The organism is Lysinibacillus sp. FSL P4-0201 (genome assembly GCF_038593425.1).
Classification (GTDB): domain Bacteria; phylum Bacillota; class Bacilli; order Bacillales_A; family Planococcaceae; genus Lysinibacillus; species Lysinibacillus capsici.
The window spans coordinates 2,626,359-2,651,063 of the sequence record NZ_CP151995.1; the positions used below are offsets into that span (position 1 = coordinate 2,626,359).

Below are 24,705 nucleotides of genomic sequence, written 5' to 3' on the forward strand. Positions count from 1 at the left end.
AACTAAGTTTAGGATCGTTTGGTAGTTCGATCGGTACGAATTTTATTTTGTTGTAGTTGATTCACTCCAACAATTTCAAAATTTGTCCAATCTAATTGAACAAGTTCCTTTTCTCGGTCTGACATTTTTTTTGATTGTTCATTTGTCAAATTTAAATCAGCTATGTTTATATCTGATGGAACATTATTAAATTGCGTTAATAGTAAAGAAGATAATATTACTCCAGAAGTGCCTAATATCCATTTAGCTTTCTTTTGATCTTTCATTCAATCATCTCCCTTTTTTATTTTAATAACTTCAATACAACAGCGTTATTCATTTCTTGCCATTCAGCCACATAGCCCAAACCATTTGAAATTACACTAATTGGAACATATATATTATCATTCAAGTAAAATGTAACAGCTGGTATCGGTGTTTTTATCTCGTTATAGTACACTACATTTGTCCCCGCACGAAAAATTAGTTCTGTACCAGCTTTATTAATTTCTAATATTTTACTATTATCATAATTAACTACTTTTGCACCTAAAAGTTCAGCAACAATTTTACCTGGCACATATATTTCACCATCTAAAGGAATCAAGTAAAGTGACACTGTATTATTATTATTTTCTAGTTTTAATTGAATTTCTTTCGCTTCTTTTAGGGGTAACTCTCCTTTATTTACATAAGTCGATCTTGTCCAAATATTCCATGTATTACTATTTGTTTCAGGGTATCTTTGGTCATAATATTCATATTCATCCTCTTCTTTATAATAATCATAATCATCATCTTCCTCGTCATCATCATAATCATCATTGTGCTTTTTATGAACATCACCCTCGTATTTTTTATAATCTTCTTCATCATCCGCATTTGCTATGTTGGCATCAACAAATGGCCAAATTAAACTAATAATTAGCAGTATTTTGATAATCCTCATTTTTTCAGCTCCTTTATGATATTTCCATCTTAATTAAGCTAAATGAAAAAATACTGAAAAAACAAAATCATTCATTACAAATTTAACAAATGTATAGACTGCCATTTTTGTTTCGATAGAGGTAGTTAATTTTCTATGAGAATTTAAATAGCATTCTTGATTGAAATCAAAAAAAAATTGCCTTCTGCAAATATAGAAGGCAACTTCAGTATTTTACTAGGCTTTTAGGATTCTCCCCCATAATACCTAATACATTTAATTAAAATAAATAGATCGAATTACAATTTGTACCCATGAAATATTGTCACTAAAGAAATTACTAATATTATCTAAAGATTTTATGCTCATAAAGATAGTCATAGGAAAGGTCAACAAACAAATATTCATGCTCGTTGATCGCAATGGAGAATGTTCTTGTAATTTCTCCTGTTTCAATATCCCGATACAATTCAGAGATTTCCCCACTTTGATCGTTGCGCATTTTGATAATCGTTTGAAGGAAATAAGGGCGCCAGCTCCAATTTTTATTGATGGCACGTGGCTGTAGCTCCCAATTCCCATCAATTCGCATAACGTTAGGCGTTAACTGGAACCCATCCTCATTACAAATATAGAGACGGAAGGAGTAGTTATCCAATAATTCAGCTAAGTACTCTAAATGGGAGACATTGTCGCTTGTTGGTTTCACACGGTGAACAATCGCCTCTAATTCCTCCCTTAATTTTTTCAACTGCAAATATTGCGCCTCCAGCATTTTCTTTTCGGAAGTAATAAATTGCTGGCATTCTTTTTTAAAACGTTCCTTTAATATATCCTTATCGACAAAAGTCATAGCTGGATTTGCTAGGTAAGGCCCTTGATAAAATCTACCGCCATTTTTCCAAGCAAATTGTAGCTGATAAACCGTTTCAATATCTTCAAATAATAGATTCGCTCCAATTTTATAAGCTAGGCTACCAATGGCAGAAATCATGTCCGATTGAGCAGACCAAGAATCGTAATTTAAATCACGTGTATTGACCTTTAAGATATGTGGTGCCAATAGTGCAATATGCTCTAAATGACTTTCGGCTCCTACTTCCTGAACGGCAATTTTTACCCCAAACGTCGTAAAATAGCGTAGGGCGTGATGTAATTTGTTAATATCCCCTATAAAACGATGCTCTGATACGACAAGTACGATACGCTGTAAATCTTTTTCCTCTATATATTGTTGGATAATATTAAAATGACTTTCACCAAAATCTTGCATCAATAAATTTGGATTGCTTGGGATATAAATATCAATTTCTGGTGCAATTTCATCAATTTTGGCTAATGCCGCATGTAAAATTTTATGTTCCATATCAATTCGATATTCTTCTGGAATATCTTCATTGTTGACAAAATCCTTTAAATTAATTTGCTGACCTTGAATTTGTAGATATCCGGAAATTTCGTAGGCAATCACCGTATGCGCATCTGCGCTAAATATCGGTTGATAATACCCATGTATTTGATCTAAATTTGTTAACACTTCAATTGCGTCCATCATCGAAACCTCCAATATGAATAACGTTTTCATTGTTATTCAAAAATAACATTACATTTATCATGACTAGCTTAAAAAATGCTCTCTGACTGTATAATAAGTTGTTTAAAGTAAAATCGCAACTTCACTTCTCATCATTAAAGGAAATCCGTCCTAATTTTTAACCACCATAATTGCATTATTTCTAACGACTTTCCTACATAGTAGGTTGCTTGTTACACCATCTTGCAACGTTATGCTTTTGTCCAACCAAGGCTGTTCTGATATTTTACTCTCCCTTTAATCTATGCAACTTGACGCAATGACAGCCGTGATAATGGATGATGATTATCCTATACCAGTCAATTAATTCAGTCATTTACCCAGTATTTAAGGACAATTTTATGAAAAAAACAGTATCCCAAAAGGACAATAAGAGGCTCCTACTGGCATACTGTTTATTATTATTCAGACATAAAGAAATACCAAATCAGAGCGATTACTGCTAATGATAAAATAACAGCAATTGTTACACGAAGCGGTGAAATAGGCGCATTACCACCAACTCGACCCGTTTGTCCATTCACCATAAAGCGGTAAATCTTTTCCTTATAGCGGAAAGAAGATAACCAAATCGGTAACATTAAATATTTGTATGTAATATCATCATGGTTTGTGGAAAAGCGTAGATTGGATACTACATCCGCCCTATTTTCCCAACGAATTTTGGATGTAATCTGCGCATGGAGGTGATCATGGATTTCACTTTTTGCTTGGCTCCAGCCATCCTGCAAACCAACACTGTAACGCTCTGATAAAAATCCAGCTACATATTGAGGTTTATAGGCCTTATTATTAAGAAGATTAAATGGTTCAATTTTTCGCATCATGTCTCGATCATAGCGTGTTGTGGCACTCACTAAATGATCGTCTATAAATTCCTGATAAAACCCACTTGTTGAATACCAATCTGTTTCAGTATGCGTTTTACCATCTTTATCCGTAACCGTTCGATGTCGTCCATATCTTGCGGAGTATCGGGAGCTTGTTTTTGAATCAAACGTCCAATACGGGAGGTATACCCCTTTAAAGGCATCAGGCTTTGCACTTATTTTGGCAGCCTTTGGTGTAAACCATCGACCTTTGATCCATTTCTGAAAATGTTCTCCTGCCTGCTTATCCGTTACTTCAAAAGCACATACGCCATTGGGAGCAAGCGTATTTTCAGCGCTCGCTTCCATGACCTGATTTGAGCCGCAGTAAGGACAACTGTCAGCGACCTGCAGAGCATCATAAATTGTCTCGGCCGCGCAAGCTTTACAAATAACTGTTTTCTTCTCCACGCCCCAATTGAAATTCCCACGTTCCTCTGCTTTTAAGAAGTCCATTTCCTGTGCAACCTTTTCCTCTTCTTGCTCAGGGGTTGCAATTTCAGATTCAAATCCACAATACGGACAGGTCAGCTTACCTGTAGCAGGATTAAACTCAATTGATGCACTACAGGATGGACATTCCGCATCAAAGTCAAGCTTTACTTGTTTGACATGTTCAACTTCTTGCGTTGACATAGGTCATCATCTCCTTACTTGACATCCTTTTCATCAAAAACATCGCCGCATTCTGGACAGAATTTAGGCGGATTGGCAGGGTCCTCTGGTGCCCACCCACATTTATCGCATGCATAGAGTAAAGCACCAGCTGGTTTTTTAGAGCCACACTCGCTACAAAACTTTCCTTTATTCACCGCTCCACATGTACATGTCCAGCCCTCTTCCGCTGGTTTTGCTGCACCGCAATTTGAACAGAATTTCCCTGTGTTGTCATGACCACATGCACATGTCCATGTACCAGATGCTTTGGCTGATTGATTTTGCATCGCAGCCTGAGCCATTTGCGCTTGTTTATTTTGCTCATTCATTTGATAAAGCTGACCAGCATTGACTCCACCTGCTTGTGCAGCCATATTCATCCCCATAAAGCCTGCCATAGCGCCACCATCATTGTTAGCAGCTGCAATCATCGCTTCTGCCTGAGCGCCTGTTAAATGGGCAGCAGCCATACCTGGATCACGCATGACCGCATTGCGTTGTAGTTGTTTTATCATGGCTTCGTCTTCCTCAGAAGCCTTTAGGGTACTAATCCCAAATGACACAACAGCTAAACCACGTGTAGCAAGCCACTTTTCTGATAATACCTTATTGAGTGCGTCTGCTAACGCAACCGTATGCGCAGGTATTTCACTATAACGAACGCCACTTGCTGAAATTTGTGCAAAGGCTGGCTGTAACGCTGTCATTAATTCTGATTTTAACTGGCTATCAATGGCCTCTCGCGTATATTCACGCTCTACATTTCCACATACATTTGTATAGAATAATAATGGATCAATGATTCTATAAGAATACTCACCATGACAACGAATGGCAATGTCGATATCTAATCCGATATTACGATCAATAACACGGAATGGAATTGGTGCGGGAGTACCATATTTATTGCCAACAATCTCCTTTTTATTAAAATAATAAACTCGCTGATCTTTAGCAGGTTCTCCACCAAATGTAAAACGCTTGCCTATCTGTTTAAATGTTTCCATAATGCCATGAGATAAATCTGAGCCATACATAATCGAAGGCTCTGTAGATGTATCATAGACATATTCCCCAGCTTCTGAAGAAAACTCTACAACCTTCCCCTGTTCAACAATCATCATACATTGCCCTTCATTGATGGCAATAATCGAGCCATTGCTAATAATGTTGTCATTTCCTTTATTTGAACCTCGTTTAGAAGTGCGTTTAATACCCTTAGTTACTAGAACATCTGAGGATAATGCCTCACAATAAAAATATTCACGCCATTGATCCTCTAAAACACCTGTTAATGCCCCAACGCCTGCTTTCAATAAACCCATAAATATTCCCACCTTCACATTGATGTTTAGCTTATTTTAACATCTCTTCATACTATGTAATACGCAAAATCAGACAAATTGTTTCATTTTCTTCCTATCAACTAAAAAAACGAGAAGCGCCAATGATATAAATCATCAAAACGTTCTCGTTACTTTTTCTGTATTAGGATAAGGCAGCTATTATCACAAGCACCCACGCAATAATAAATAACATGCCACCAATTGGCGTAATCGCACCTAGCTTTTTCACACCTGTCACAGCTAGCACATATAGACTACCAGAGAAGAATACAATCCCTGTAAACATTAAGTAACCTGCCCAAGAAAGCAAACTAGAGCTTCCTAAAAATGCCTCATTGGATAGTATGCCAAGGGCTAGAATCCCTAAAGCATGATACATCTGATATTGCACAGCCGTTTCCCAAATGGCTGCATAGTGCGGTGAGGCAAACTTATCCTTGAGTGCATGTGCACCAAAAGCACCTAAAACAACACCAAGAGCTGCCAAAATAGCGCCTAAAGCTATAAACATTTCCATCTATTGTTCTCCTATTTTGCCTCGACGGCAATTTCTTTATATTTGGCATCCCAAGCTGGGTCAATCTTACTTAATGATACCGGTCGCAATGTATCCTTATGCGCAAGAATATGTACGGATTGAGCTGTGGCTGCTACCGTGCCATCCTCATGTAAAATTTCATAGCCATACGTCGTTCGTAAACGATCATGCTTTTCTACCCAAGTGCGCACCGTCGCCACTTGTCCATAATGCATGGCTGCTTTATACGAAATCGATAAATCCATCACTGGCGATACATAGCCATCTTTTTCTAAGGCAGCATACTCAAAGCCTGCATCACTTACAAGCTGGGTACGCCCAATTTCCATCCAAATAATATAGTTTGCATGGTACACCACGCCCATTTGGTCGGTCTCTGCATACCGTATTTCAATCTGTTTCTCACTCACAAACATTTTCTTCACCTCGTCCTACATTATAGCGTAAAAGTGTTGATTTGGTGGGGTTTTTGCTCTACTGATTAGAAAAAGTTAATAAATTGTAATTTGAAAAAATTTGAAATTAGATTCAGAAAAATATTTGGTGAAAAATGTTTTTTCTGTTTTTACCCGTTGTACCCCACTTATTTGGGGTACAAAAGTTTAAAAATAAAAGATACTGGTCAGGTACTGGAAATCAAAAATGTAATTTTTTTTAACAATGGAATTCGAAGCAAAAAAAGGTTTTAGTTTATAAGTTTTCGATAAATATGATTGAGAAAAACCACTCATCACTTTATTAGAACTGCCCCGTAAAAGTTAAACATCAATCTAACTTTACGGGGCAGTTCACACACAGAGTTGTCTTTTATTCATTTATTATTTTATTGACTATCCAAAAATTATAAAAAAGGCAATAAAAAACATCATTGCGAATGAACCTATAGCAATTAATACATTTACATATGACAGCAATTCACTCGCTCTTTTCCATCCTTCTAAATAGACCTATGACAAAAGTAAACATACCTATATTAGCAAACACACTTGTTAACAGCTTTCCTACCCAATCTTCCTTCTTTGCAAAGGTTGAATGTGCAATGCGAGATGATATAATTACAATAGCTATTAGACTAACATAGAAAAAAATCCATAAATCTCCAATATATCATTTGGGTGCAAAATCCATTAGATACATCCTTCACTTTGCATGAAATCTTCAATCTTTTTCCGTACTACTGCTGGGGAAATTAGTTGAATATGTTCCCCTTTATCGTCACATGTAAAAATTCCTTTGAAAACTTCAGGCATAGCGTCGTACTGTTTTTTTAACTGTTCATTAAATTTTTTGAAACAGTCATATTGATATTTTTCCAATAAATAAGGTATTAGAAAAGATGAACGCAAGATTTCGTATTCCTGATAATTATATGGTGTACTTTCTGGTCGCCTTTTTAAGATTTCCAACATCTTTTTCATTAAAATCGCAACTTCTTCTTCGCTTGCATAGGCAGCATATCCTCTAATCGCAGTTAGCCGCATATCCAAATATCTCTCTTTTTTATATACTTTGAGAAAAAAGTCCTTTCCGTTCTCAGGCAAGTCAAATACTATTTGTTTTAATAATACATTACGTTTAGCAATATCCTTTGTATTAAAATATGTTTCCATTATTGAATTTCTTTTGTCCATATTTCACACATCCATTCCTAAGCTACGAAGTTACATTTTGTTTTTTAACAATACGGTACGAAATAGTTACTATATTTCTGTTATGTCAAGCGTACCATTTCCAACATGTCTTTACGATTTTAAGCGTTAATTTTCAATATCGTTTTTAACATAAATATCTAAAAACTTATTCCTAGGAATAACTACTTCCTATCCAACTACACTCACCCTCTACCGCTAAATTGTTGACTCCATTCCTCGTAACTTACGAATGGTACTACAACACGTGGAGGCTTCACCTCTTTGTAATCCTTATTAAAAGCTTGTTTGTAAGTTAACCCTAAATCAGACATATAAGCATCAATACGAACAGCCAATTGCTTTTGGTAGGTATCGTCCATGTAGTCTCTGCCTCATCGATACTCTGGTAACTTGCCATTCACCATATATATTTTGTGCCATCGACACTGACTATCCATCGATGCAATGCCCCATAACCTTGGTGCTTTTGATTTCCATTTACCATAATGTTAGTAGCCATCTTTATCAGCTTTCTATGTGACTTACGAACCCTTGTATCAAGTGATGACATCCAGACTTTAGTGAGCTGTTTTAATTGTACTAATACTATTATCTATTGTGTTTTTCGGCGAAGAAATATTAGAATTTTTCAAAGATGCCCTTCCTGAAGACGATTTCTCATATTGTGCAGTAGTTTTTTGATTAGCAGTTTAAGCTCGCTATGCTAATCTAAATTAATAATCGAAACCGTAATAATATGTTAAGATTGACTTATATAAAATTAAAGGAATGATCTTATGAAAAAAGCAGTCAAATTAGCTTCCTAAAATTATCTAGATTTTAAATTTTAGGAGGCTTTAGTAAGATGAAATTCAATAAAATTGATATTAATAATTGGGAACGAAAAGAAATTTTCAATCATTTCTTAAATCAACAAACGAGCTTTAGCATCACCAGAAATATTGATATTACTGAACTTTATAAAATTACAAAAGATAAGGGATATAAATTCTATCCTGTATTCATCTTTTTAATTACTCACGTGGCAAATTCAAATAAACATTTTAGAATGAACTTTAATTCTGCTGGAGAGTTTGGATACTGGGATAAGGTAGTCCCAATGTATACTATCTTTGATAAGACATCAGAGTTATTTTCAGCCATTTATACAAATACAGATGAAGGTTTTAAAAAGTTTTATGAGAACTATATTTCCGATACTGAGAAGTACAATGGTACAGGAAAACTGTTTCCTAAAACACCGATACCTGAAAATGTCGTCAATATTTCTATGATTCCATGGACTTCTTTTACTGGTTTTAACTTAAACGTGAATAATAGCCCAAATTATTGTTTGCCGATAATCACTGCAGGTAGGTTTATCAATAAAACTAGTAATATTTATTTACCTTTATCCTTGCAGGTTCATCATTCTGTCTGCGATGGTTACCATGCAGCTCTATTTATGGATAGATTTCAGACTCTTGTAGAAAATAAACTAGAGTTTCTTATATAAATAAAACACGAAACACTGACTAATCTCTTTTAGTTGGTGTTTTTTTCTAACCAGTAGGAAAACAGGGTAGTATATATGCCTTATTTTGTGTTCCTTGTATCTGATTATTGTCTTTCTGCTTTCCTTCTATATCCACTCAAGTTACTGAACAATATCTTTCTAGTAATCGATTAACCAATACCAATTGAGTTCAATGCTCCTTGCATCTGCGTTTTCGCATAGCCAATCATTGTTTTAAGGTTTTCCAATTCCCTTTCAACTTTCAGGCGGTTACCCTTTTCATTTTCATACATTTCAAGTATTTATTCTTTTGTATTTTCCTGCTTGCCCAATTTAGTGATCTGTAAGAATCCCTAAACTGTTCAAACGTGTATTTCCTATCGTTCTTTATAGCGTCTGCCAGTAAAAAAACAGAATAAAAAGCCACTCAAAATGAATGGCTCAATCACAAACTTAGTATTAAATTCTCGGACTAAAAATTATTACTTATCTTGCCAACAATTTTGTTAGTGGCACTACATTTATTGTAATCGCTCTAAATCCTGATATTCTTTCATATAAGGACCATCTTCTGCAACAAATGAATGATACAATGCCTTTACTGCGAAATTTTTCTCTAAACCCATTTCAGATTTTAGCTTTTTTAATTCATCATGCAATGTTCGATGTTCATTTATAAGCTTTAGCATAACTGTCTTATTATATTTCATTACATCCGTCCTTTTTATTTACAACATGAAAGCTATAATACACTATTTTCACTTATAATCGCAAGAACAGCCTTGAACACCCCCACTTCCATCGTCATTTGTTTGTTTTGGAATGTTTACATCAAGTTTCTTTATATAATAAAAACACCTCATATGAGATGTTTAGTTGCTTCAATCTAGTAAATTGTATAAATTCTTCATAAATCTATATTACTGTCCTAAAATCTCCTGGATAGATTGTTCTAAAATATCCATAGCCAGTTCTAATTCATGCTCCTTAATGATAAGTGGTGGAGTGAGAGTAAGCACATTTCCTTGGGATACTTTAAAGCTTAATCCCTTTTCCATACATTTATACATTACTTGCTCTGCTTCAGATATAGCTTTTTCTTTCGAATTTCGGTTTAATACTAATTCTACTCCGTATAAAAGACCGATTCCTCGAACATCACCTATAATTTCATACTGTTCTTGCATCTTTTCAAGACGTATCCTCATATAATTTCCTAATTGATTAGCCTTATCAATTAATTTAAACTCCTCGATATAATTAAGAGTAGCCAATGCTGCTGCACAACCTAATGAACTTTTTTCATGAGTGTAATGACCAAGTGCAATATCTTGGGCAACATCAAGTTCTCCTTTTACCAGCATCGCTGCCATTGGAAAAACGCCTCCACCCAATCCTTTTCCCAATAATACAATATCTGGAATAACTCCAAAGTTTTCAAAAGTGAACATTTTACCTGTTCGCCCTAAAGCTGTTGGAATTTCATCAAAAATCAATAATATATTGTTTCTATCACAAATATTACGTAAACGTTGATAGTACTCTTTTGGTGGGATATGCACGTCTGTACAACGAACAGGCTCTAAAATAATTGCACCGATTTCATTTTCTCTTTCAAGTATATACTCAAGATAGTCAAGAGATTTAAATCTACCATTGTCATCATCAAACAAACCACGATATGAATTGTAAGGAGCTATATGCAGACTCCCTGGCATTAAAGGACCCATACCGTTACGGAAAAGTGCTTCTCCTCCAACTGAAATAGCGTCTAAAGAAGCACCGTGAAATGAATCCCACATAGAAATAGTTTTAAATTTGCCTGTTACCTTTCTAACAAGTTTTAAAGCCATTCCAACAGCTGAAGTTCCCCCAGGAGTCAACAGTACTTTATTTAAACTTTCTGGTGCAATATCAACTAATTTTTTTGCTAGCTGGATCGCAACTTTATTTGTATAACGTCTTGGTGAGAATGGAAGGATATCTAACTGCTCTTTTACTGCTTGAATAACATATTCATTACCATAACCTATTTGATGAACATTATTTCCATGAAAATCCATATACTTTCTTCCATCTATATCCTCTATGTAAATTCCATAGCTTTTTTCAATAATATTTAAACAAGGAGTAGAAAGAGATTGATGTAAATAATACTTGGAATCATCGTTTAAAAGCTCAAATGATTCTTTGCTCAAGTGTTTTCCTTGCCATAAAGTACGAGTTTTTGTTAAATTAATGTCCCCTTCTGTTCTTAAAACTTCAATGTTTTTTTCCATTATTTCTTCTCCTCTCATTATAGGTAATTAATTTTTTTACTTAAACAAAATAACATTTGTTTTTTAATTAGATATTAATATCTTGTAAATCTTTTCACCTAATAACATTTAGACGTAGTTGTTGTGAATCAATAATAATAATCTATGCTCATAGAACACCGACGAATCAAAGGAGAGAAAAATTTGGTCGAATTTCCAAATAAGAAAGTAAAGTTCCCTGAGCACTAGCTTCAACTTTAAGCATTGGTAATTATTTGCTCTCAAAACCACACCAAACTCTGACCTCTCGACTCGAAGTGTTTTGGCTGTATGACGCAGTTTTCAAAGCAAAAGAAAAAGCCTCCATCCTAAGATGAAAGCTTAAATATTATAGTAATCCTCTTGGCAAGAGCTCACTTGTAACTCGTGATAGAGCGACACCACGTTATATGTCATGCTCCAAACAGAATTATGGAGTGCAGGTCGATCGTTGGTCTGTCTTTCCCTAATATTGAGGTTATTGAAAATACCACATGACCTACCTCCGAGTTTACATCCTATTTTTCTTATTACAAAACATGCTGCAAGTTTTGCATTTGTTCAAAACATTTTATTAAAGCATTCATTTATAACAATTGCGCCTATCTTTTTGAATCCCACATTTAATCCTCTAAATAATCAAACTTTCTCGCGTGTTCTACTTCCTGAATGGAAACTTGGCGTGTTAATTCATCTGTTTCAGAGATATGGTATGAATCCCATTCGTCATTAACGGCAATTTCTTCAGGATCTTCATATAATTCATCATAATCTTCAAAATCCCCTTCAAAATCGGAAGGTGTTTCAGAAGTTCCATATTTTGCTACAACTTGAAATATATCTTCATAATCATGAATATCATCCTTGTCATCACGGCCAGCAAAAGAATTGTCAACTGGAGGAAGCATCACTTGCTCTTCAACCGGTCGATCTGTTGGAACGTCTTTTGCAGTATGTTCAATACAAAAAGAGGTATAAGGCAATGCCACCAATCGATCATATGGGATATCTTGTTGACAAACTTCACATACGCCATAGGTACCATCCTCAATCTTTTGTAAGGCCGTATTTACTTTTGCTAACTCATCATTGTCATGGACTTTTAACGCCATATCTTTTTCACGCTCGTATAATTCGGTACCCAGATCTGCTGGATGATTATCGATTGTTGACAACTCATCAACAGAATCCCGTAAACTACCTCGTTCTAAATATTCTTCATCTGTATCCATTCTTCGTTGGAGCGAGTGTTTTTGCTCAATTAACATATTTTTTAGCTTTGATATCTTCTTCTCATTTAGAATAGTCATCACGTCCTTTTCATTATTATGAACGAATTTGATTGAATTATTTGTTTTAAAGGATAAATTTAAAGACAAAAACGAAACTATATTCTTTGATAAATATGCTATATATAATTAGTTTAGCGTGCGATAAGGACATATTAAATCCGCATGTTTTTTATGCCCTTTTAGATTGTCCTAAAAGTTATTGCCTTCGAATAAAATGCAATTACATTTGATTATTGGAGGCTATTTTATGGATTCTATATTTACCTTTATCTTTTTAGGCATATCAATGGCTGCAACAATTGGACCTGTTAAGACTGTCCTATTGAATACAGGTTTAAAAAATGGCTTTTTTCATGCATGGTTTTTTAGTCTGGGTGCCATAGCGACTGACATTATCTATATGTTTATCGTATATTTTGGAATTGGACAATTTATCAATTCCATCTGGTTGAAAACAATCCTTTGGTCCTTCGGCTGTTTTGTTCTTTTGTACACCGGTATCGAAAATTTACTGTCGCTACATAAAATTGAGATGGATTCGAAAACAGGGAAAAGAACACGACTGAGACAATCCCTCATGACTGGATTTTTCATGTCTTTTTTGAATCCGCTAACCATCCTTTTCTGGCTAGGAATATACGGCTCCATACTCGCAAAAACAGCTGGTATCTCATCAGGGTATGAAATCATTTTGGTGAGTATCGCCATTTTGATGGGCATTATTTTTGTAGATTTTATTTATGCCTTTTTATCCAGTGTCGCTCGAAAATTATTATCTATACAGCTTTTGAAAACGGTCTCTTTTATCTCAGCCTTATTAATGATTGGTTTCGGGATCTACTTTGGGAAGCAGGCTTACCAAGTGTTATTCCAATAAACCCACCGACAGCGCATAAAATGAACACGAAAGGAAACCATACTTTAAAAGAATATTAGTCGAGGTGTGGTAATGGACCAAGAGAAGGTTAATGTAAGTGTCTGGTGTATTGTAAGTTTGACTTCTATTCCGCTCATCATGACACTTGGAAATTCAATGCTTATTCCCGTGCTTCCTATACTTGAGGATAAGGTAGGGATCACATCATTTCAGTCGAGCATGATCATAACAAGCTATTCAGTCGCAGCTATTTTTCTGATCCCCGTAGCTGGCTATTTATCGGACCGCTTCGGCAGAAGAATGGTCATATTACCAAGCTTAACTTTAGCTTTAATCGGTGGTCTGATTGCTGGATTTGCTTCATGGAAAATGGATGACCCATACGCAATGATTATCGCCGGAAGAATTATTCAGGGAATTGGGGCCGCTGGTGCAATGCCGATCGTATTGCCTCTTGTAGGTGATCTTTACCAGGATGATGATGAAAAAATAAGTTCTACATTAGGGATAATTGAAACGTCTAACACGTTTGGGAAAGTGTTAAGTCCCATTTTAGGATCAATATTTGCTGCGTTTTTATGGTTCCTGCCCTTCTTTTCCATTTCAGCGCTTAGTTTGATTTCGATTGTACTTATTTTTTTCTTCGTTAAAGCTCCTAAAGATGATGATGAACCTTTGAAGCTCAAAGAGTTTTTACGTAATACAAAAAAAGTTTTCAAGGAGGAAGGTAAATGGTTATATACCGTATTCCTTAACGGGGTCCTTGTGATGCTCATATTATTTAGTATGCTATTTTTCTTGTCAGAAAATCTCGAAAAAGTTCATGATATAAAAGGGATTAAAAAAGGGTTTGTCCTGGCCATCCCGCTTTTATTACTTTGTATAGCTTCATTTATATCTGGTCGAAAAATTAAAGGAAACCTGGGAAGGATTAAAAAAATAATCATTGCCTCCTTGATTGCAATGTCTGTCAGTATTGTCTTTGTTGGGTTTACAAGTAAAAAACTGATTCTTTTATTAGTCGTTACGAGTATAGTGGGGATTGCTATTGGTGCACTATTGCCCGCACTTGACACAATTATTACTGACAATATTAGAAAAGAGTTAAGAGGAACCGTATCCTCTTTTTACAGCTCGGCACGATTTATAGGGGTTGCAGCGGGTCCTCCTATTATGTCACTTGTCATGAAAAATTATCTCCATGCCAGCTATATTACGGCAGGTGTTTTGGGATTCGTTCTCCTGTTTGTTGTCTTAAAGTTTATCAAAGTAGAAGATATTGAAAAAACCAATGAAATGGCATAAAAATAAAGAGCTTTAGACTGAATGACCTTATTTGAAAGCACTTAGTTTATCCAGATCTCATACTAAAATAATTCCGCTTAAAAATACTTTTAGGAATATCTTATAAGAAGTAGTCTCTCGGCTACTTCATCATTTGTTGTCGTATTGGATAATTTCATGAACTTCCAATAGCGCGTATGCTATCCCATCAAGCAATCTCTGAAGTACTTCAACCTCTCGATCCCCATGCACTATCGAAATGCGCTTTTGCACCTTTTCCTTAATTCGATAATTTAATGAATATATACGCCGTTGTAATTCCTGTATACAACGGTTGTGCCCACATGCCTTTGGTAATGTTGATTCAATCACTCCAATTCAGCTATTGTTATCAGCTTTCGTTACTGGCTGCCTTGCTTATTCGATTGTTTCAGCCATCTTTAGTAACTGTTGTTTGACCTGTTACATAGTTTCTTCCTCCTAAGTTACGATATACTACGTTTACTAGATTGACTTTAAAGGCATCAACCAATTCGAGCTGTAGCGTCTGCAAACGCTACGGCTTTTTTTATGTATCTTTAATTGCAAATTAATAATTGTGTGTATCGCAAGCACTTATTCGTTTGTGGCGTTAGTTGACCGTCACTGCCTCTCTCATTTTAGGGTCATTACCAACCCAGTGACACTAGTTACTTTCCTCATATTGTTCAATAGCTCCACTATTCGATGTTCTACTAAGGTACTATGTCATGAGATATAGGTTAACCTTCACTTACATACTTCGCATTACTTACTAAACCAATCCACATTTTTCTTTAATTTATAGATATGATTAATAAGACTAGAGAGTATACAGAATACTTCATACTATGAAAATATAATCTGCAGATTATACAAATTTTGTTTATTTGGAGGTGAAATAAATGAGTTTAACTACTGGCCCAATTGAAAATACAGGAAATCAACCAGCTAATGCAGCTAGTGTTCGTGTCAAAATTCTTAACCTTACGGGAGGTTTATTAACTGGCGTAGTAAGAGTTTTTAGACTAGATGGGTCAAGACAATTATTATCAACAACTCCTTTTGCCGCTATTGCGAATGGTTCTACTTTTGTAACGCCTGGTGTAGTTGGAGCTCAATATGAAGTTGAAATTGTTCCAAATCAAAATGGTGGAATATATAGCGTTTATGGACGAACAGCTTCAGGTGTAATTATTGCTGCCCAACGGTTTGTGAACTCAGAATTAACACAGATTCTTTAGAATTTAATGTTAAGATTATAAAAGCCCTATACCAGTGTATAGGGCTTTCCATATTCATTCATTTACCTCTCCAGCACATTTTCTTTCTGACATGAACTTCAAATTGTCCAGTTAATCCCCATTCATATCCGAAATTGTAAATCTATCTCACCCTACTATTAGCTTCTAATGACTTCAGACCAGAAACTATTCTTCACTCCCCCTCCTTAATGTCCAAACAACTGTATTTGATATGAATAAGATATTTAGAGAATAGGAGGTGAATATAAAATGGCATCATTTGAAATAGGGGCGAGAGGTCTTTTCAATTTTCGAAACGAACGCTTTTTCGTATTAGTTGAAGATGAAATTACAATTCCAGAAAAAGGTGTGGAGATTGATCCAGTTAATATCTATGAGATTGACCAACAAACTTTCGATTTTATCAGAGATGAAGGAGATACACCTCTAGTTGTACCACGTTTTAATCTTCCTCCTGTACCACCTGGATTTGAATTAGAACGAAAATGTATTTTTACAGTCGATAATTCATACTTTGTGATCTATGAATTAGAAAATGGCACTGATAACTTTGTTATTTTAAGAATCAGTGCAGCTTTATTTAACTCATTGAGAAATTCTGGTGTTCGTGAATGTATTCCTCAAAATTTTATTAATTAATAAAAAAATTATTATATTTATAGTAATGTTCAGCAAGAATCCTCTTCCTTGCTGAACATTTTATTCATTAAATAGACTAAACTAATAAGAGGATAATATGTTCAATATATGAGCATATATCCTCTTTTTCAATACATATTAGATTTATTAACTCGATTTAAAAATATTAGTCTAATATGTATATAATATAAGTGAACATACATTTGTTTTTGTGGTTATTATATTCCATATCGAAATATAATCTGTTAGAAAATGAGCGTTACTATTACTTTTTAGGGGGAAGTGCTATGAGAGTTCAGGAGGTTATTTTAGAAAATAACATTAAGCGATATATATTACTCGACCAAGAAGGAATTCCCGTACTAGTAGCCATGAAATACATAAAGTATTTAGATAAGACGGGGAAAAGCTCTAATACGCAGAAATCGTATTGTTATTCCTTAAAGCATTTTTTTACCTATTTGAAAGAAGTGAACAAAGATTATAAACATATTCGATTAGAGGATTTGGTGGACTTTGTGGGGTGGTTAAGAAGTCCTTACGGAAATTCCAAAGTCGCTCCGATTAAACAAGAAATAGCAATACGAGCAGAAACAACTGTTAACCATACCATCACAGTTATAGCAAACTTTTATGACTATTTATTTCGAAATGAAGAAGTACAAAATGACATGATGGAAAAGTTAATGAAACAAGTGTTCACTGGAGGTAACACACGTTACAAAAGCTTCTTACACCATATTACTAAAGATAAGCCCTCCGCAAGAAACGTACTTAAATTAAATGAACCACGTAAAAAAGTAAATACACTAACGAAGGAACAAGTACAACAAGTATTGCAAGCAACTACGAATATCCGAGATAAGTTCCTGATTCAATTGTTATATGAAACGGGATTTCGTATTGGTGAAGCTATAGGTCTCTTTATGGAGGATTTTAAATTTGACTTTCAAAAAGGACATCGAATTCGCCTTGTTGAGCGAGGGGAATTGGAGAATGGCGCTAAGTTAAAAACCGGAGAAAGAGAGATATACGTGTCACAATCCTTAATGGATTTATACGATGATTATTTGTACGAAGTGTTGGATGAATTAGATTTAGATTCAAACTTTGTTTTTGTGAAAATACGAGGTGGAAATGTCGGGAAACCAATGGATTATTTGGATGTAGAATCTCTATTTAAGCGTTTAAAAAAGAAAACAGGAATAAAAAAGCTACACCCTCACCTATTTCGGCATACACACGCTACAATTTACTATCAGCAAACAAAGGATATCAAACAAGTGCAAGAACGATTAGGACACGCTCATATCCAAACAACAATGAACTTATATTTACATCCTTCTGACGAAGATATTCGAGAAGATTGGAATAAGGCACAATTTGCATTTAACCTAAAGAAAAATGACTAAAAGGAGTTACTTAGATGAAACAAATGAAGATTATTGGATCAGAAGAAATAGGATTTCATGAAGGCTTAGAAAGTGAACTTTCAACTTATTTTGATAAAGTAATACACGAGGATGGCTCGGTTTTGGTTGAACAAATAAGTAATCCCTATTTCCTCGTCAATGACAAATGGAAAATCAACGATATAGGTAAAATTAAACAATTTAAAGAAGAGGTAGAGAACTATAAGCATTCAAACCAAAATGTTCATTTTCGATTCAATAATCCTTTGGTTAACTTAGAAGTGAAATATGTCTATTACCAACATTTATTTAACGATTATTGGTCAATCACGTATGCCTTTGTAAATCAACCGCCATTAAGACGAGTGACGGAGTTCATAAACGAAAAGTACCCCAAACTATCATCAATGTTGGAATTGGATATTGAAAAAGCAGAACGAGAGTATATATTTTGGTTGAATGAAAAAGGAATCCAAACTCAACAAATAAGAAGAAGAAAGCTCCAGAAAGACGATATAGGTAAATCTCCCGTTGCACGTTTTCTGAGAACTATTTATACAGCCCTTTCGCAATACACAGATAAACGAGAAGAGTGGGAAAAGGATAGATGGGATGTTCGTCATTTACATGATAGATACGGTATTAATTATAATAAAAGCAAATACCAATATTATATTGATTTCTCAAAGATTCCTACTACCATTCGTGAGCAAGTCAAAAAGTATTTTAAGCAACGATTACTTAGTAAAAATAAATTCGCATGGGGTACAGCATTAAATTATATACTGTTTTTACCATCTTTTTTTACATTTGTATTTACACTAGAACCAAATTGGAAAGATTTAAAAGCTTTAAAGCGAAATCACATAGAAAAATACATCGAATATCTACATGAATATACTCAAATTCAACTGAAACAAAAGAATGCACATCCTGAAGCATATATATCAATAGCATTAGGCACTATACAAAAATTTCTTGAAGATATTCAACGATATGAGTATGATATAGCTCCTGAAAAACATGTAAGATTACTGATTTTTCCTGAAGATAAGCCTAAACTACGAGAAAAATCCGCTGACCAAATCGGTTACATTCCGGATTTTGTCTTAGAGCAGCTTTTTTCTCATCTAGATGAATTACATAAAGATATTGTTCCGATTGTTTGGGTCGCATTTAAAACCGGGCTTAGAATATCCGATGCATTAGAACTAACCTTTGACTGCTTAGTTCAACTAAACGGGCAATACTCTATAGTAACAGATATAAGAAAAACCTATGTGAAAGAACATCGTATTCCAATTGATGAAGAGTTAGCGGGAATCCTTGCCGTTCTAATCGATAAATCAAAAAAATTTAGTAATCAAGATAATAATCCAAAGGATTATATTTTTGTGCGGTATCGTGGCAAACGAAAAGGACAACCATATGGGCAAAATTGGGTTAATACCGCACTAAATATATTGGCAAAAAAAGTGAATATCACTGACGAAAACGGCAATCTCTTTCATTTCGCGATGCATCAGTTTCGACATACTTATGGAGTGAAAATGATAAATAGTGGTGCAGATATTTTAACTGTTCAAGAGCTTTTAGCTCATGCTTCTCCAGAAATGACAATGCGATACGCTAAACTATTAGATGAAACCAAAAGAGAAGCCTTTAAATCCGCTGTGAAGCAAGGAGTATTCAGCTTCGATTTAAATGGTGAAATTCAAGAAATTAAGGAAGGAGAAGATATACCAATAGATATTTTGGATGCTTTATGGCAAGATCATAAACTAAATGCGATGGATAACCCCTATGGAACGTGCCACGCTCGTTTAAACGGTAATTGTCCTTATATGGAAGAACCTCCTTGTCTAACTTGTGGTGACAACAAAACGCCATGTAAAGACTTAGCAGTAGGTTTTTCAGAATACGATATGCAAAAATATGAGCTGCACATTAATACAACGACAAAAGCAATTAAAATAGCAAAACAAAGAGGAAGAGAAGATATAGCCGAGAAGAACCAAAAGAACTTACGACGATACCAAAATATTTTAACTACCCTTCAAGAAGGAAACGTTATATTCGGTAGACATGAACGGATGAAAAGAAAGTTAGGTGTTAAGAATGACTGAATATGACCGTTCTGCTCATTTAAAAGCAGTTCATGCCCAACGTAAGGCAAACACCTATCAAAAAGTAGATGAAGCCATTAAAAGGCTCATACGCACTAACGAGAATATTAATTTTAATAGTGTTTCTAGTGAAGCTGGTGTATCGAAAGCAACACTTTACAACAATAAGGATATTCGTGAACGAATCGAAACATTAAGACAGCAACAAGCACAAGTACCTTCACCAAAACAAGTGAAGCGAGAAATGAATGAAAATAATAAAGACGCCCTTATTGAATCTCTAAAAAGAAAGGTTAAGAAATTGGAGAGTGAAAATAAAGAACTAAAGGAACAATTGAAATTCGCTTACGCAGAGGTGTATAAAGAGTTATGATGGAGATGTGAAATGAAAATAAAGTTAATTAACTTTAAAAGTTCAAATAAGCATAACCCCGTTCAATATAGGACGGGGTTAAAAATATAGTTGTATATTTTTTTATTTAAGAAACTTCACGTTAATTGTTTAAAAATCTAAGTTTTATTCAAAAATAGCTCCCTTTAACAGAAGACTGGATTTCAAGATAACCATAAAGCTCTTCCACTATTAGCCTTCGTTTGTTTAATTACATTCCTTCACAATCTCAAAAAATTTTTTCTTAAATAGATAAATATTGAAATTCTAAAAGTCTTTTATCTGTATCCATTATTTTTACAGTATTTCTACATATTTTTGCTTTGTTGTAGAAGTTTAGATTCCCCTGTCCGTTCCCATTCTTCCACTGTCTCATATGCCTTTTCTGGAGAATATCCTTTTCCTACTAGAACCCCCATAAGAATAAATTCCTGAAGAATGTGTGTTGGATTTATCCCTCTTTGAACATCCTTTAATCCTTCATTTACCAAGAATTCCGTGTACCGCACCCATTCATCTGGAGTCTTGCCAGAAATAACAGAATTTCTATTATTGTTATTTTCACCCTTTTCTCCAGCCATTGCTGCAGCTTTAGTAGGGTGAACGGTTCCAAACGGATGGTTAGGCGGGGCATAGATAGAATAAAGTTTTAGTGGAATACTTCCTGTATTTGTTAAGTTATGCCATGTTCCGGCAGGGATAAAAATGGCATAATCATCATTGACATTTCTTTTAAAGGTTAAATTATCTTTACTCTTGCCCATTTGAGTTACCCCTTGACCCTGCTCTATACGTAAAAATTGATCGACATTAGGATGCATTTCTAGTCCAATATCTTCTCCGGGATTTAGACTCATTAATGTTAGCTGTAAATGCTTTCCTGTCCATAAAGCTGTACGATACGTATTGTTTTGCTTTGACGCCTCGTTAATATTAATGACAAATGGGTTAGCTCCATAATCTTTTAACATTATTTCATTATTACCATTGGAAGCATGATAAGGATTTAATTGATTTGCAGGAATTGCCCCATAAGGGTATGTCCAGTAATTCGGGTATTCCATATAATTATGCATTGATGCATTTCCATAATAAGGGGTTTGATATGGATACCCGTTAGAGTGATAGTACATTTAATTCATTCCCTTCACAGATTCATTGTATTATCATATGCAATTGTTTTAGAAACGTCTTTCATTGAAAATTAGTTTTATGTTTATCCGCAAAAAATAAGAAATATTGTCAAAGCAGCAATGATTACTGTTTAAAGAAAATTTCCCAATGCATCTATTAGCTATATTTACTCCACAATCTGGCCCGTTTGTTGAATAAAATGACTAACATTTATAAAGGTCTTTATTATTTTTGAAAAGACTTTATTAAAGTACATTAAGATTCGATATTTTAAATAGATAAAGACCAAACATATTAGTCATATAAAATATGTTTGGTCCATTAATTTATTTAATTTTTTTCGATTTTAGTCTTGATAAGAAAGAAAGTGTTCAGTAAAGTTTCTTTGTTTTTATGACACTCACCAATAAACACAGAATAGGTTAACTAAAAATACATTTTGTGTTAACCTATATACATACCATTATTTGGAGGTGTGTGTGTTGACTGACAAAAATAAAATATTACTTAGTTCGGTTGGCAGTTTGGCTTTATTTACTTTAGGAGGATACAGGATATTCACTAACAACTTAGAAGTTATGTCCATACTAGTAGCCTATATTTTCTTTATTTGTGGAGTTATAGGCTTTGTTTTTAATGTAGTAAAGTTGTCAAAAACCCCACGTACTTAGCATTGCTTCGTTGCAATGCTTTTTTCGTTTCCCATAGTCATTCATTCTTTCATCTGCACAAAATATTGATTTGGTCGAGTTTTGATCTAAGGAAATTGGAATGGTGAGATTAGAGGGATTTGTTAGTACTTTATATTCTTATGTGTAAAATGTAAGCCTGACAAACCTATATTTGTACTTTGTGAGGTTCAAGTTTGAATAAAAACATACTGGTACTATTACTGCACAGTTTAATATATCTGTCCTATTTTTACAGGTAATTCCATAAAGAAGGTTAAATAGTCTGCTATTAAATCGATTACCGATTTTTATTTTTATGTACAAAACATGTTAATTTTCCTAAAATGGTAAATAGTAGATAGATATATTGAGGTGAATACAAATGAATAATTGTCCTAATTGTTTAGCCAGTAACCCTTTTAAGAAAGTATACAGAGATGGTTTAGTATTTGTAAAATGTGAATATTGTAATTCGATTTTTGAAGATACTTTAACGAGAAAAAAGAGAGAAGTGTCAGAGAAAGTACAAAAGGAAGTCCAAAACAAAGTCACAAACGAAGAAAACATACGAGCAGCTGAAAAATTCGTTTGGGGTATTGTAGTTCTACTCATTATTGCAGTTATTATTGACGCCATGTTATGGAGTAATTAGTTGCGTTTATTTAGTTGAAGTGCATTTTAACAAAAAAATTTTCGCTTCTGCCAAATTCATTTGAAAAGATATTATTCGATTAAATCAACCTAGAATAATTAATGACTATTTTCCTAACACAATAAAACTAATTACATATTAATTAATGGACTATAGTAGAATTTTACAGTATTATTTTACTAATACAGATATTTAAAGGGGCTAGAAAATGCGGATTCAATACAATCAAGGCTTGTTTACACAAAATCGATATAACCAAACAAATTCGGAAATTAATAAAACATTAAATAAACTTTCTTCAGGCTATAAAATCAATCAAGCTGCTGACGATGCTGCCGGTTTAACTATTAGTGAAAAAATGCGTGCGCAAATTCGAGGGTTGAATCAAGCTGGGGAGAACATTCAAGATGGATTGTCTTTAATTAACACAGCTGATGGAGCCTTAGCAAATATGTTAGATCCTAATCTACAGCGACTTAGAGAGCTTGCAGCGCAAGCTTCAAATGATACTTTAACAGATGGCGATAGGCAAAAGGTTCAACAAGAGGTGGACCAAATCATAAAAGGACTAAGTGATATTGCCTCTAATACGGAATTTAATGGTATGGTTTTGCTTGCTGGAACGAAAGATAAAAATGGAAATAGTATAACATCTGGTTCTTTATCTCAATATGTTCAACAAGTTACAACTAGTGGTGGAATAACGGATAAATATACATATAATTCAATTGATTATGCCAGCGCTATTATTGATTTTAGCAATATTAACTCAGCTAGTGATGTAGCTAAGTTAAATGGAGAAGGAGTTAACTATACTTGTTGTACTTGTAATCAAGCCTATAGTATTAAATTTGTAAATGGTAATCCAGATACATCAAGATTAAATGATTCTAATCCGGTAATGGAAGTGGATGTGAGTACAATTACAAACGGGACTGATTTAGTCAACAAGATAATTGAAACAGCTTATGGTCAGCCAGGATTCGTATATGATCCAACTCCACCTAATTCGAATACTCTACCAAATGGCGCAACAAATTTTGTAAAGCACTTTTCACAGTTAGCTTCTGATGGTGGAAAATTATATATATACGATTTTAGACCTGAGAATTATGGTTTGAATTGGCCAAGTAATGGTAGTGGAGTATTTGAACTTAATGTTTTTGGTGAACCAGGGAAAGAAAAAGATTTGTTCTTACATTTAGATATACAAGTAGGGAGTAATACTGGACAAAGTGTTAAAGTATTAATACCTAACGTAACGGTAGAGCAACTAAATATCGATCCTCTATCTGTTAATTCTCAAGAGAATGCAAATTCAGCAATTACTATTATTGAAAATGCAATTAAGAGAGTGTCATCTGCAAGATCAACTATAGGTGCATATCAAAATATGTTTGAACATGCCTACAATAACGTTAAAAACGCTGAAGAAAACTTAATGAAAGCTGAATCAACTTTACGTGATTCGGATATAGCAAAAGAAACGTCTAAATTGAAAAAAGATCAAGTTCTTTTGCAATCATCTCAATCGATGATGGCGCAAATTAATCAAATGAGCCAGGGAATTCTGAACATATTAGGTTAAT

23 protein-coding genes are annotated in these 24,705 nt (G+C 34.3%); 10 read left to right on the top strand and 13 right to left on the bottom strand.

What is annotated here, in order from left to right; translation table 11 throughout:
• Positions 1 to 8 precede the first annotated feature (8 nt).
• The 9 genes from MKY76_RS13240 to MKY76_RS13280 all read right to left on the bottom strand — a co-directional run bounded on the left by MKY76_RS13240 (position 9) and on the right by MKY76_RS13280 (position 7,922).
• On the bottom strand, positions 9 to 266 hold the full coding sequence (locus tag MKY76_RS13240; RefSeq protein WP_054550292.1) for a hypothetical protein: 258 nt from the start codon (positions 264 to 266) through the stop codon (positions 9 to 11).
• A gap of 17 nt (positions 267 to 283) precedes the next feature.
• On the bottom strand, positions 284 to 928 hold the full coding sequence (locus MKY76_RS13245; protein ID WP_342556708.1) for a copper amine oxidase N-terminal domain-containing protein: 645 nt from the start codon (positions 926 to 928) through the stop codon (positions 284 to 286).
• A gap of 325 nt (positions 929 to 1,253) precedes the next feature.
• Complete coding sequence (locus tag MKY76_RS13250; protein ID WP_036076413.1) at positions 1,254 to 2,459, bottom strand: EAL-associated domain-containing protein; 1,206 nt, start codon at positions 2,457 to 2,459, stop codon at positions 1,254 to 1,256.
• 443 nt (positions 2,460 to 2,902) lie between these two features.
• The gene (locus tag MKY76_RS13255; protein WP_048392586.1) at positions 2,903 to 4,006 is read right to left on the bottom strand and encodes a hypothetical protein; all 1,104 of its coding nucleotides are present in this window, start codon (positions 4,004 to 4,006) and stop codon (positions 2,903 to 2,905) included.
• A gap of 14 nt (positions 4,007 to 4,020) precedes the next feature.
• Positions 4,021 to 5,352 (bottom strand): SPFH domain-containing protein, encoded by a 1,332-nt coding sequence (locus tag MKY76_RS13260; RefSeq protein WP_048392584.1) that lies wholly within the window; start codon positions 5,350 to 5,352, stop codon positions 4,021 to 4,023.
• Positions 5,353 to 5,515: 163 nt separating this feature from the next.
• Positions 5,516 to 5,890 (bottom strand): DUF423 domain-containing protein, encoded by a 375-nt coding sequence (locus tag MKY76_RS13265; protein WP_048392583.1) that lies wholly within the window; start codon positions 5,888 to 5,890, stop codon positions 5,516 to 5,518.
• A gap of 11 nt (positions 5,891 to 5,901) precedes the next feature.
• The gene (locus MKY76_RS13270; RefSeq protein ID WP_004225136.1) at positions 5,902 to 6,327 is read right to left on the bottom strand and encodes a thioesterase family protein; all 426 of its coding nucleotides are present in this window, start codon (positions 6,325 to 6,327) and stop codon (positions 5,902 to 5,904) included.
• 711 nt (positions 6,328 to 7,038) lie between these two features.
• Positions 7,039 to 7,542, bottom strand: coding sequence for a hypothetical protein (locus tag MKY76_RS13275; RefSeq protein ID WP_281216338.1), 504 nt, complete (start codon positions 7,540 to 7,542; stop codon positions 7,039 to 7,041).
• A gap of 203 nt (positions 7,543 to 7,745) precedes the next feature.
• Entirely contained in the window at positions 7,746 to 7,922 is a 177-nt protein-coding gene (locus tag MKY76_RS13280; protein ID WP_342556709.1) for a hypothetical protein, read from the bottom strand.
• A gap of 485 nt (positions 7,923 to 8,407) precedes the next feature.
• Between MKY76_RS13280 and catA the strand changes: the two genes are divergently transcribed.
• Positions 8,408 to 9,058, top strand: coding sequence for a type A chloramphenicol O-acetyltransferase (gene catA / locus MKY76_RS13285; protein ID WP_054550359.1), 651 nt, complete (start codon positions 8,408 to 8,410; stop codon positions 9,056 to 9,058).
• A gap of 521 nt (positions 9,059 to 9,579) precedes the next feature.
• Here the strand turns inward: catA and MKY76_RS13290 are convergent.
• The 3 genes from MKY76_RS13290 to MKY76_RS13300 form a co-directional block, all read right to left on the bottom strand.
• Positions 9,580 to 9,768, bottom strand: coding sequence for a hypothetical protein (locus tag MKY76_RS13290; RefSeq protein ID WP_054550360.1), 189 nt, complete (start codon positions 9,766 to 9,768; stop codon positions 9,580 to 9,582).
• A 210-nt stretch (positions 9,769 to 9,978) separates the two neighbouring features.
• Positions 9,979 to 11,337, bottom strand: coding sequence for an aspartate aminotransferase family protein (locus MKY76_RS13295; protein WP_054550361.1), 1,359 nt, complete (start codon positions 11,335 to 11,337; stop codon positions 9,979 to 9,981).
• 641 nt (positions 11,338 to 11,978) lie between these two features.
• Positions 11,979 to 12,659 (bottom strand): TraR/DksA C4-type zinc finger protein, encoded by a 681-nt coding sequence (locus MKY76_RS13300; RefSeq protein ID WP_342557907.1) that lies wholly within the window; start codon positions 12,657 to 12,659, stop codon positions 11,979 to 11,981.
• 235 nt (positions 12,660 to 12,894) lie between these two features.
• Between MKY76_RS13300 and MKY76_RS13305 the strand changes: the two genes are divergently transcribed.
• The 7 genes from MKY76_RS13305 to MKY76_RS13335 all read left to right on the top strand — a co-directional run bounded on the left by MKY76_RS13305 (position 12,895) and on the right by MKY76_RS13335 (position 20,641).
• Positions 12,895 to 13,524: a LysE family transporter gene (locus MKY76_RS13305; RefSeq protein ID WP_342556710.1), complete on the top strand. Its 630-nt coding sequence runs from the start codon at positions 12,895 to 12,897 to the stop codon at positions 13,522 to 13,524.
• Positions 13,525 to 13,596: 72 nt separating this feature from the next.
• Complete coding sequence (locus tag MKY76_RS13310; protein WP_342556711.1) at positions 13,597 to 14,829, top strand: MFS transporter; 1,233 nt, start codon at positions 13,597 to 13,599, stop codon at positions 14,827 to 14,829.
• A gap of 902 nt (positions 14,830 to 15,731) precedes the next feature.
• A complete protein-coding gene (locus tag MKY76_RS13315; protein WP_342556712.1) occupies positions 15,732 to 16,070 on the top strand; it encodes an ATPase in 339 nt (112 codons plus the stop codon).
• Between the two features lie 270 nt (positions 16,071 to 16,340).
• Positions 16,341 to 16,730 (top strand): hypothetical protein, encoded by a 390-nt coding sequence (locus MKY76_RS13320; protein WP_048392570.1) that lies wholly within the window; start codon positions 16,341 to 16,343, stop codon positions 16,728 to 16,730.
• A gap of 287 nt (positions 16,731 to 17,017) precedes the next feature.
• Entirely contained in the window at positions 17,018 to 18,142 is a 1,125-nt protein-coding gene (locus tag MKY76_RS13325) for a tyrosine-type recombinase/integrase (protein ID WP_112118499.1), read from the top strand.
• A gap of 14 nt (positions 18,143 to 18,156) precedes the next feature.
• Positions 18,157 to 20,268: a tyrosine-type recombinase/integrase gene (locus MKY76_RS13330; protein WP_112118498.1), complete on the top strand. Its 2,112-nt coding sequence runs from the start codon at positions 18,157 to 18,159 to the stop codon at positions 20,266 to 20,268.
• Positions 20,261 to 20,641, top strand: coding sequence for a DUF6262 family protein (locus MKY76_RS13335; protein WP_112118497.1), 381 nt, complete (start codon positions 20,261 to 20,263; stop codon positions 20,639 to 20,641). The genes MKY76_RS13330 and MKY76_RS13335 overlap by 8 nt, the downstream gene beginning before the upstream one ends.
• A gap of 326 nt (positions 20,642 to 20,967) precedes the next feature.
• On the opposite strand, the gene MKY76_RS13340 is transcribed toward MKY76_RS13335, so the two are convergent.
• Entirely contained in the window at positions 20,968 to 21,792 is an 825-nt protein-coding gene (locus MKY76_RS13340) for a cupin domain-containing protein (protein ID WP_112118496.1), read from the bottom strand.
• A gap of 1,054 nt (positions 21,793 to 22,846) precedes the next feature.
• Here MKY76_RS13340 and MKY76_RS13345 point away from each other — a divergent pair.
• The gene (locus MKY76_RS13345) at positions 22,847 to 23,116 is read left to right on the top strand and encodes a hypothetical protein (protein ID WP_342556713.1); all 270 of its coding nucleotides are present in this window, start codon (positions 22,847 to 22,849) and stop codon (positions 23,114 to 23,116) included.
• A 208-nt stretch (positions 23,117 to 23,324) separates the two neighbouring features.
• Entirely contained in the window at positions 23,325 to 24,704 is a 1,380-nt protein-coding gene (locus MKY76_RS13350; protein WP_342556714.1) for a flagellin, read from the top strand.
• Position 24,705 lies beyond the last annotated feature (1 nt).

Bases quoted from the DNA above. Each gene is read 5' to 3' on its own strand.
- MKY76_RS13240 (WP_054550292.1), bottom strand. From the start codon at position 266: ATGAAAGATCAAAAGAAAGCTAAATGGATATTAGGCACTTCTGGAGTA.
- MKY76_RS13290 (WP_054550360.1), bottom strand. From the start codon at position 9,768: ATGAAATATAATAAGACAGTTATGCTAAAGCTTATAAATGAACATCGA.
- MKY76_RS13265 (WP_048392583.1), bottom strand. From the start codon at position 5,890: ATGGAAATGTTTATAGCTTTAGGCGCTATTTTGGCAGCTCTTGGTGTT.
- MKY76_RS13245 (WP_342556708.1), bottom strand. From the start codon at position 928: ATGAGGATTATCAAAATACTGCTAATTATTAGTTTAATTTGGCCATTT.
- MKY76_RS13275 (WP_281216338.1), bottom strand. From the start codon at position 7,542: ATGGACAAAAGAAATTCAATAATGGAAACATATTTTAATACAAAGGAT.
- MKY76_RS13350 (WP_342556714.1), top strand. From the start codon at position 23,325: ATGCGGATTCAATACAATCAAGGCTTGTTTACACAAAATCGATATAAC.
- MKY76_RS13315 (WP_342556712.1), top strand. From the start codon at position 15,732: ATGAGTTTAACTACTGGCCCAATTGAAAATACAGGAAATCAACCAGCT.
- MKY76_RS13330 (WP_112118498.1), top strand. From the start codon at position 18,157: ATGAAACAAATGAAGATTATTGGATCAGAAGAAATAGGATTTCATGAA.
- MKY76_RS13250 (WP_036076413.1), bottom strand. From the start codon at position 2,459: ATGGACGCAATTGAAGTGTTAACAAATTTAGATCAAATACATGGGTAT.
- MKY76_RS13340 (WP_112118496.1), bottom strand. From the start codon at position 21,792: ATGTACTATCACTCTAACGGGTATCCATATCAAACCCCTTATTATGGA.
- MKY76_RS13270 (WP_004225136.1), bottom strand. From the start codon at position 6,327: ATGTTTGTGAGTGAGAAACAGATTGAAATACGGTATGCAGAGACCGAC.
- catA (WP_054550359.1), top strand. From the start codon at position 8,408: ATGAAATTCAATAAAATTGATATTAATAATTGGGAACGAAAAGAAATT.
- MKY76_RS13260 (WP_048392584.1), bottom strand. From the start codon at position 5,352: ATGGGTTTATTGAAAGCAGGCGTTGGGGCATTAACAGGTGTTTTAGAG.
- MKY76_RS13255 (WP_048392586.1), bottom strand. From the start codon at position 4,006: ATGTCAACGCAAGAAGTTGAACATGTCAAACAAGTAAAGCTTGACTTT.
- MKY76_RS13320 (WP_048392570.1), top strand. From the start codon at position 16,341: ATGGCATCATTTGAAATAGGGGCGAGAGGTCTTTTCAATTTTCGAAAC.
- MKY76_RS13305 (WP_342556710.1), top strand. From the start codon at position 12,895: ATGGATTCTATATTTACCTTTATCTTTTTAGGCATATCAATGGCTGCA.
- MKY76_RS13295 (WP_054550361.1), bottom strand. From the start codon at position 11,337: ATGGAAAAAAACATTGAAGTTTTAAGAACAGAAGGGGACATTAATTTA.
- MKY76_RS13325 (WP_112118499.1), top strand. From the start codon at position 17,018: ATGAGAGTTCAGGAGGTTATTTTAGAAAATAACATTAAGCGATATATA.
- MKY76_RS13345 (WP_342556713.1), top strand. From the start codon at position 22,847: ATGAATAATTGTCCTAATTGTTTAGCCAGTAACCCTTTTAAGAAAGTA.
- MKY76_RS13335 (WP_112118497.1), top strand. From the start codon at position 20,261: ATGACTGAATATGACCGTTCTGCTCATTTAAAAGCAGTTCATGCCCAA.
- MKY76_RS13310 (WP_342556711.1), top strand. From the start codon at position 13,597: ATGGACCAAGAGAAGGTTAATGTAAGTGTCTGGTGTATTGTAAGTTTG.
- MKY76_RS13280 (WP_342556709.1), bottom strand. From the start codon at position 7,922: ATGGACGATACCTACCAAAAGCAATTGGCTGTTCGTATTGATGCTTAT.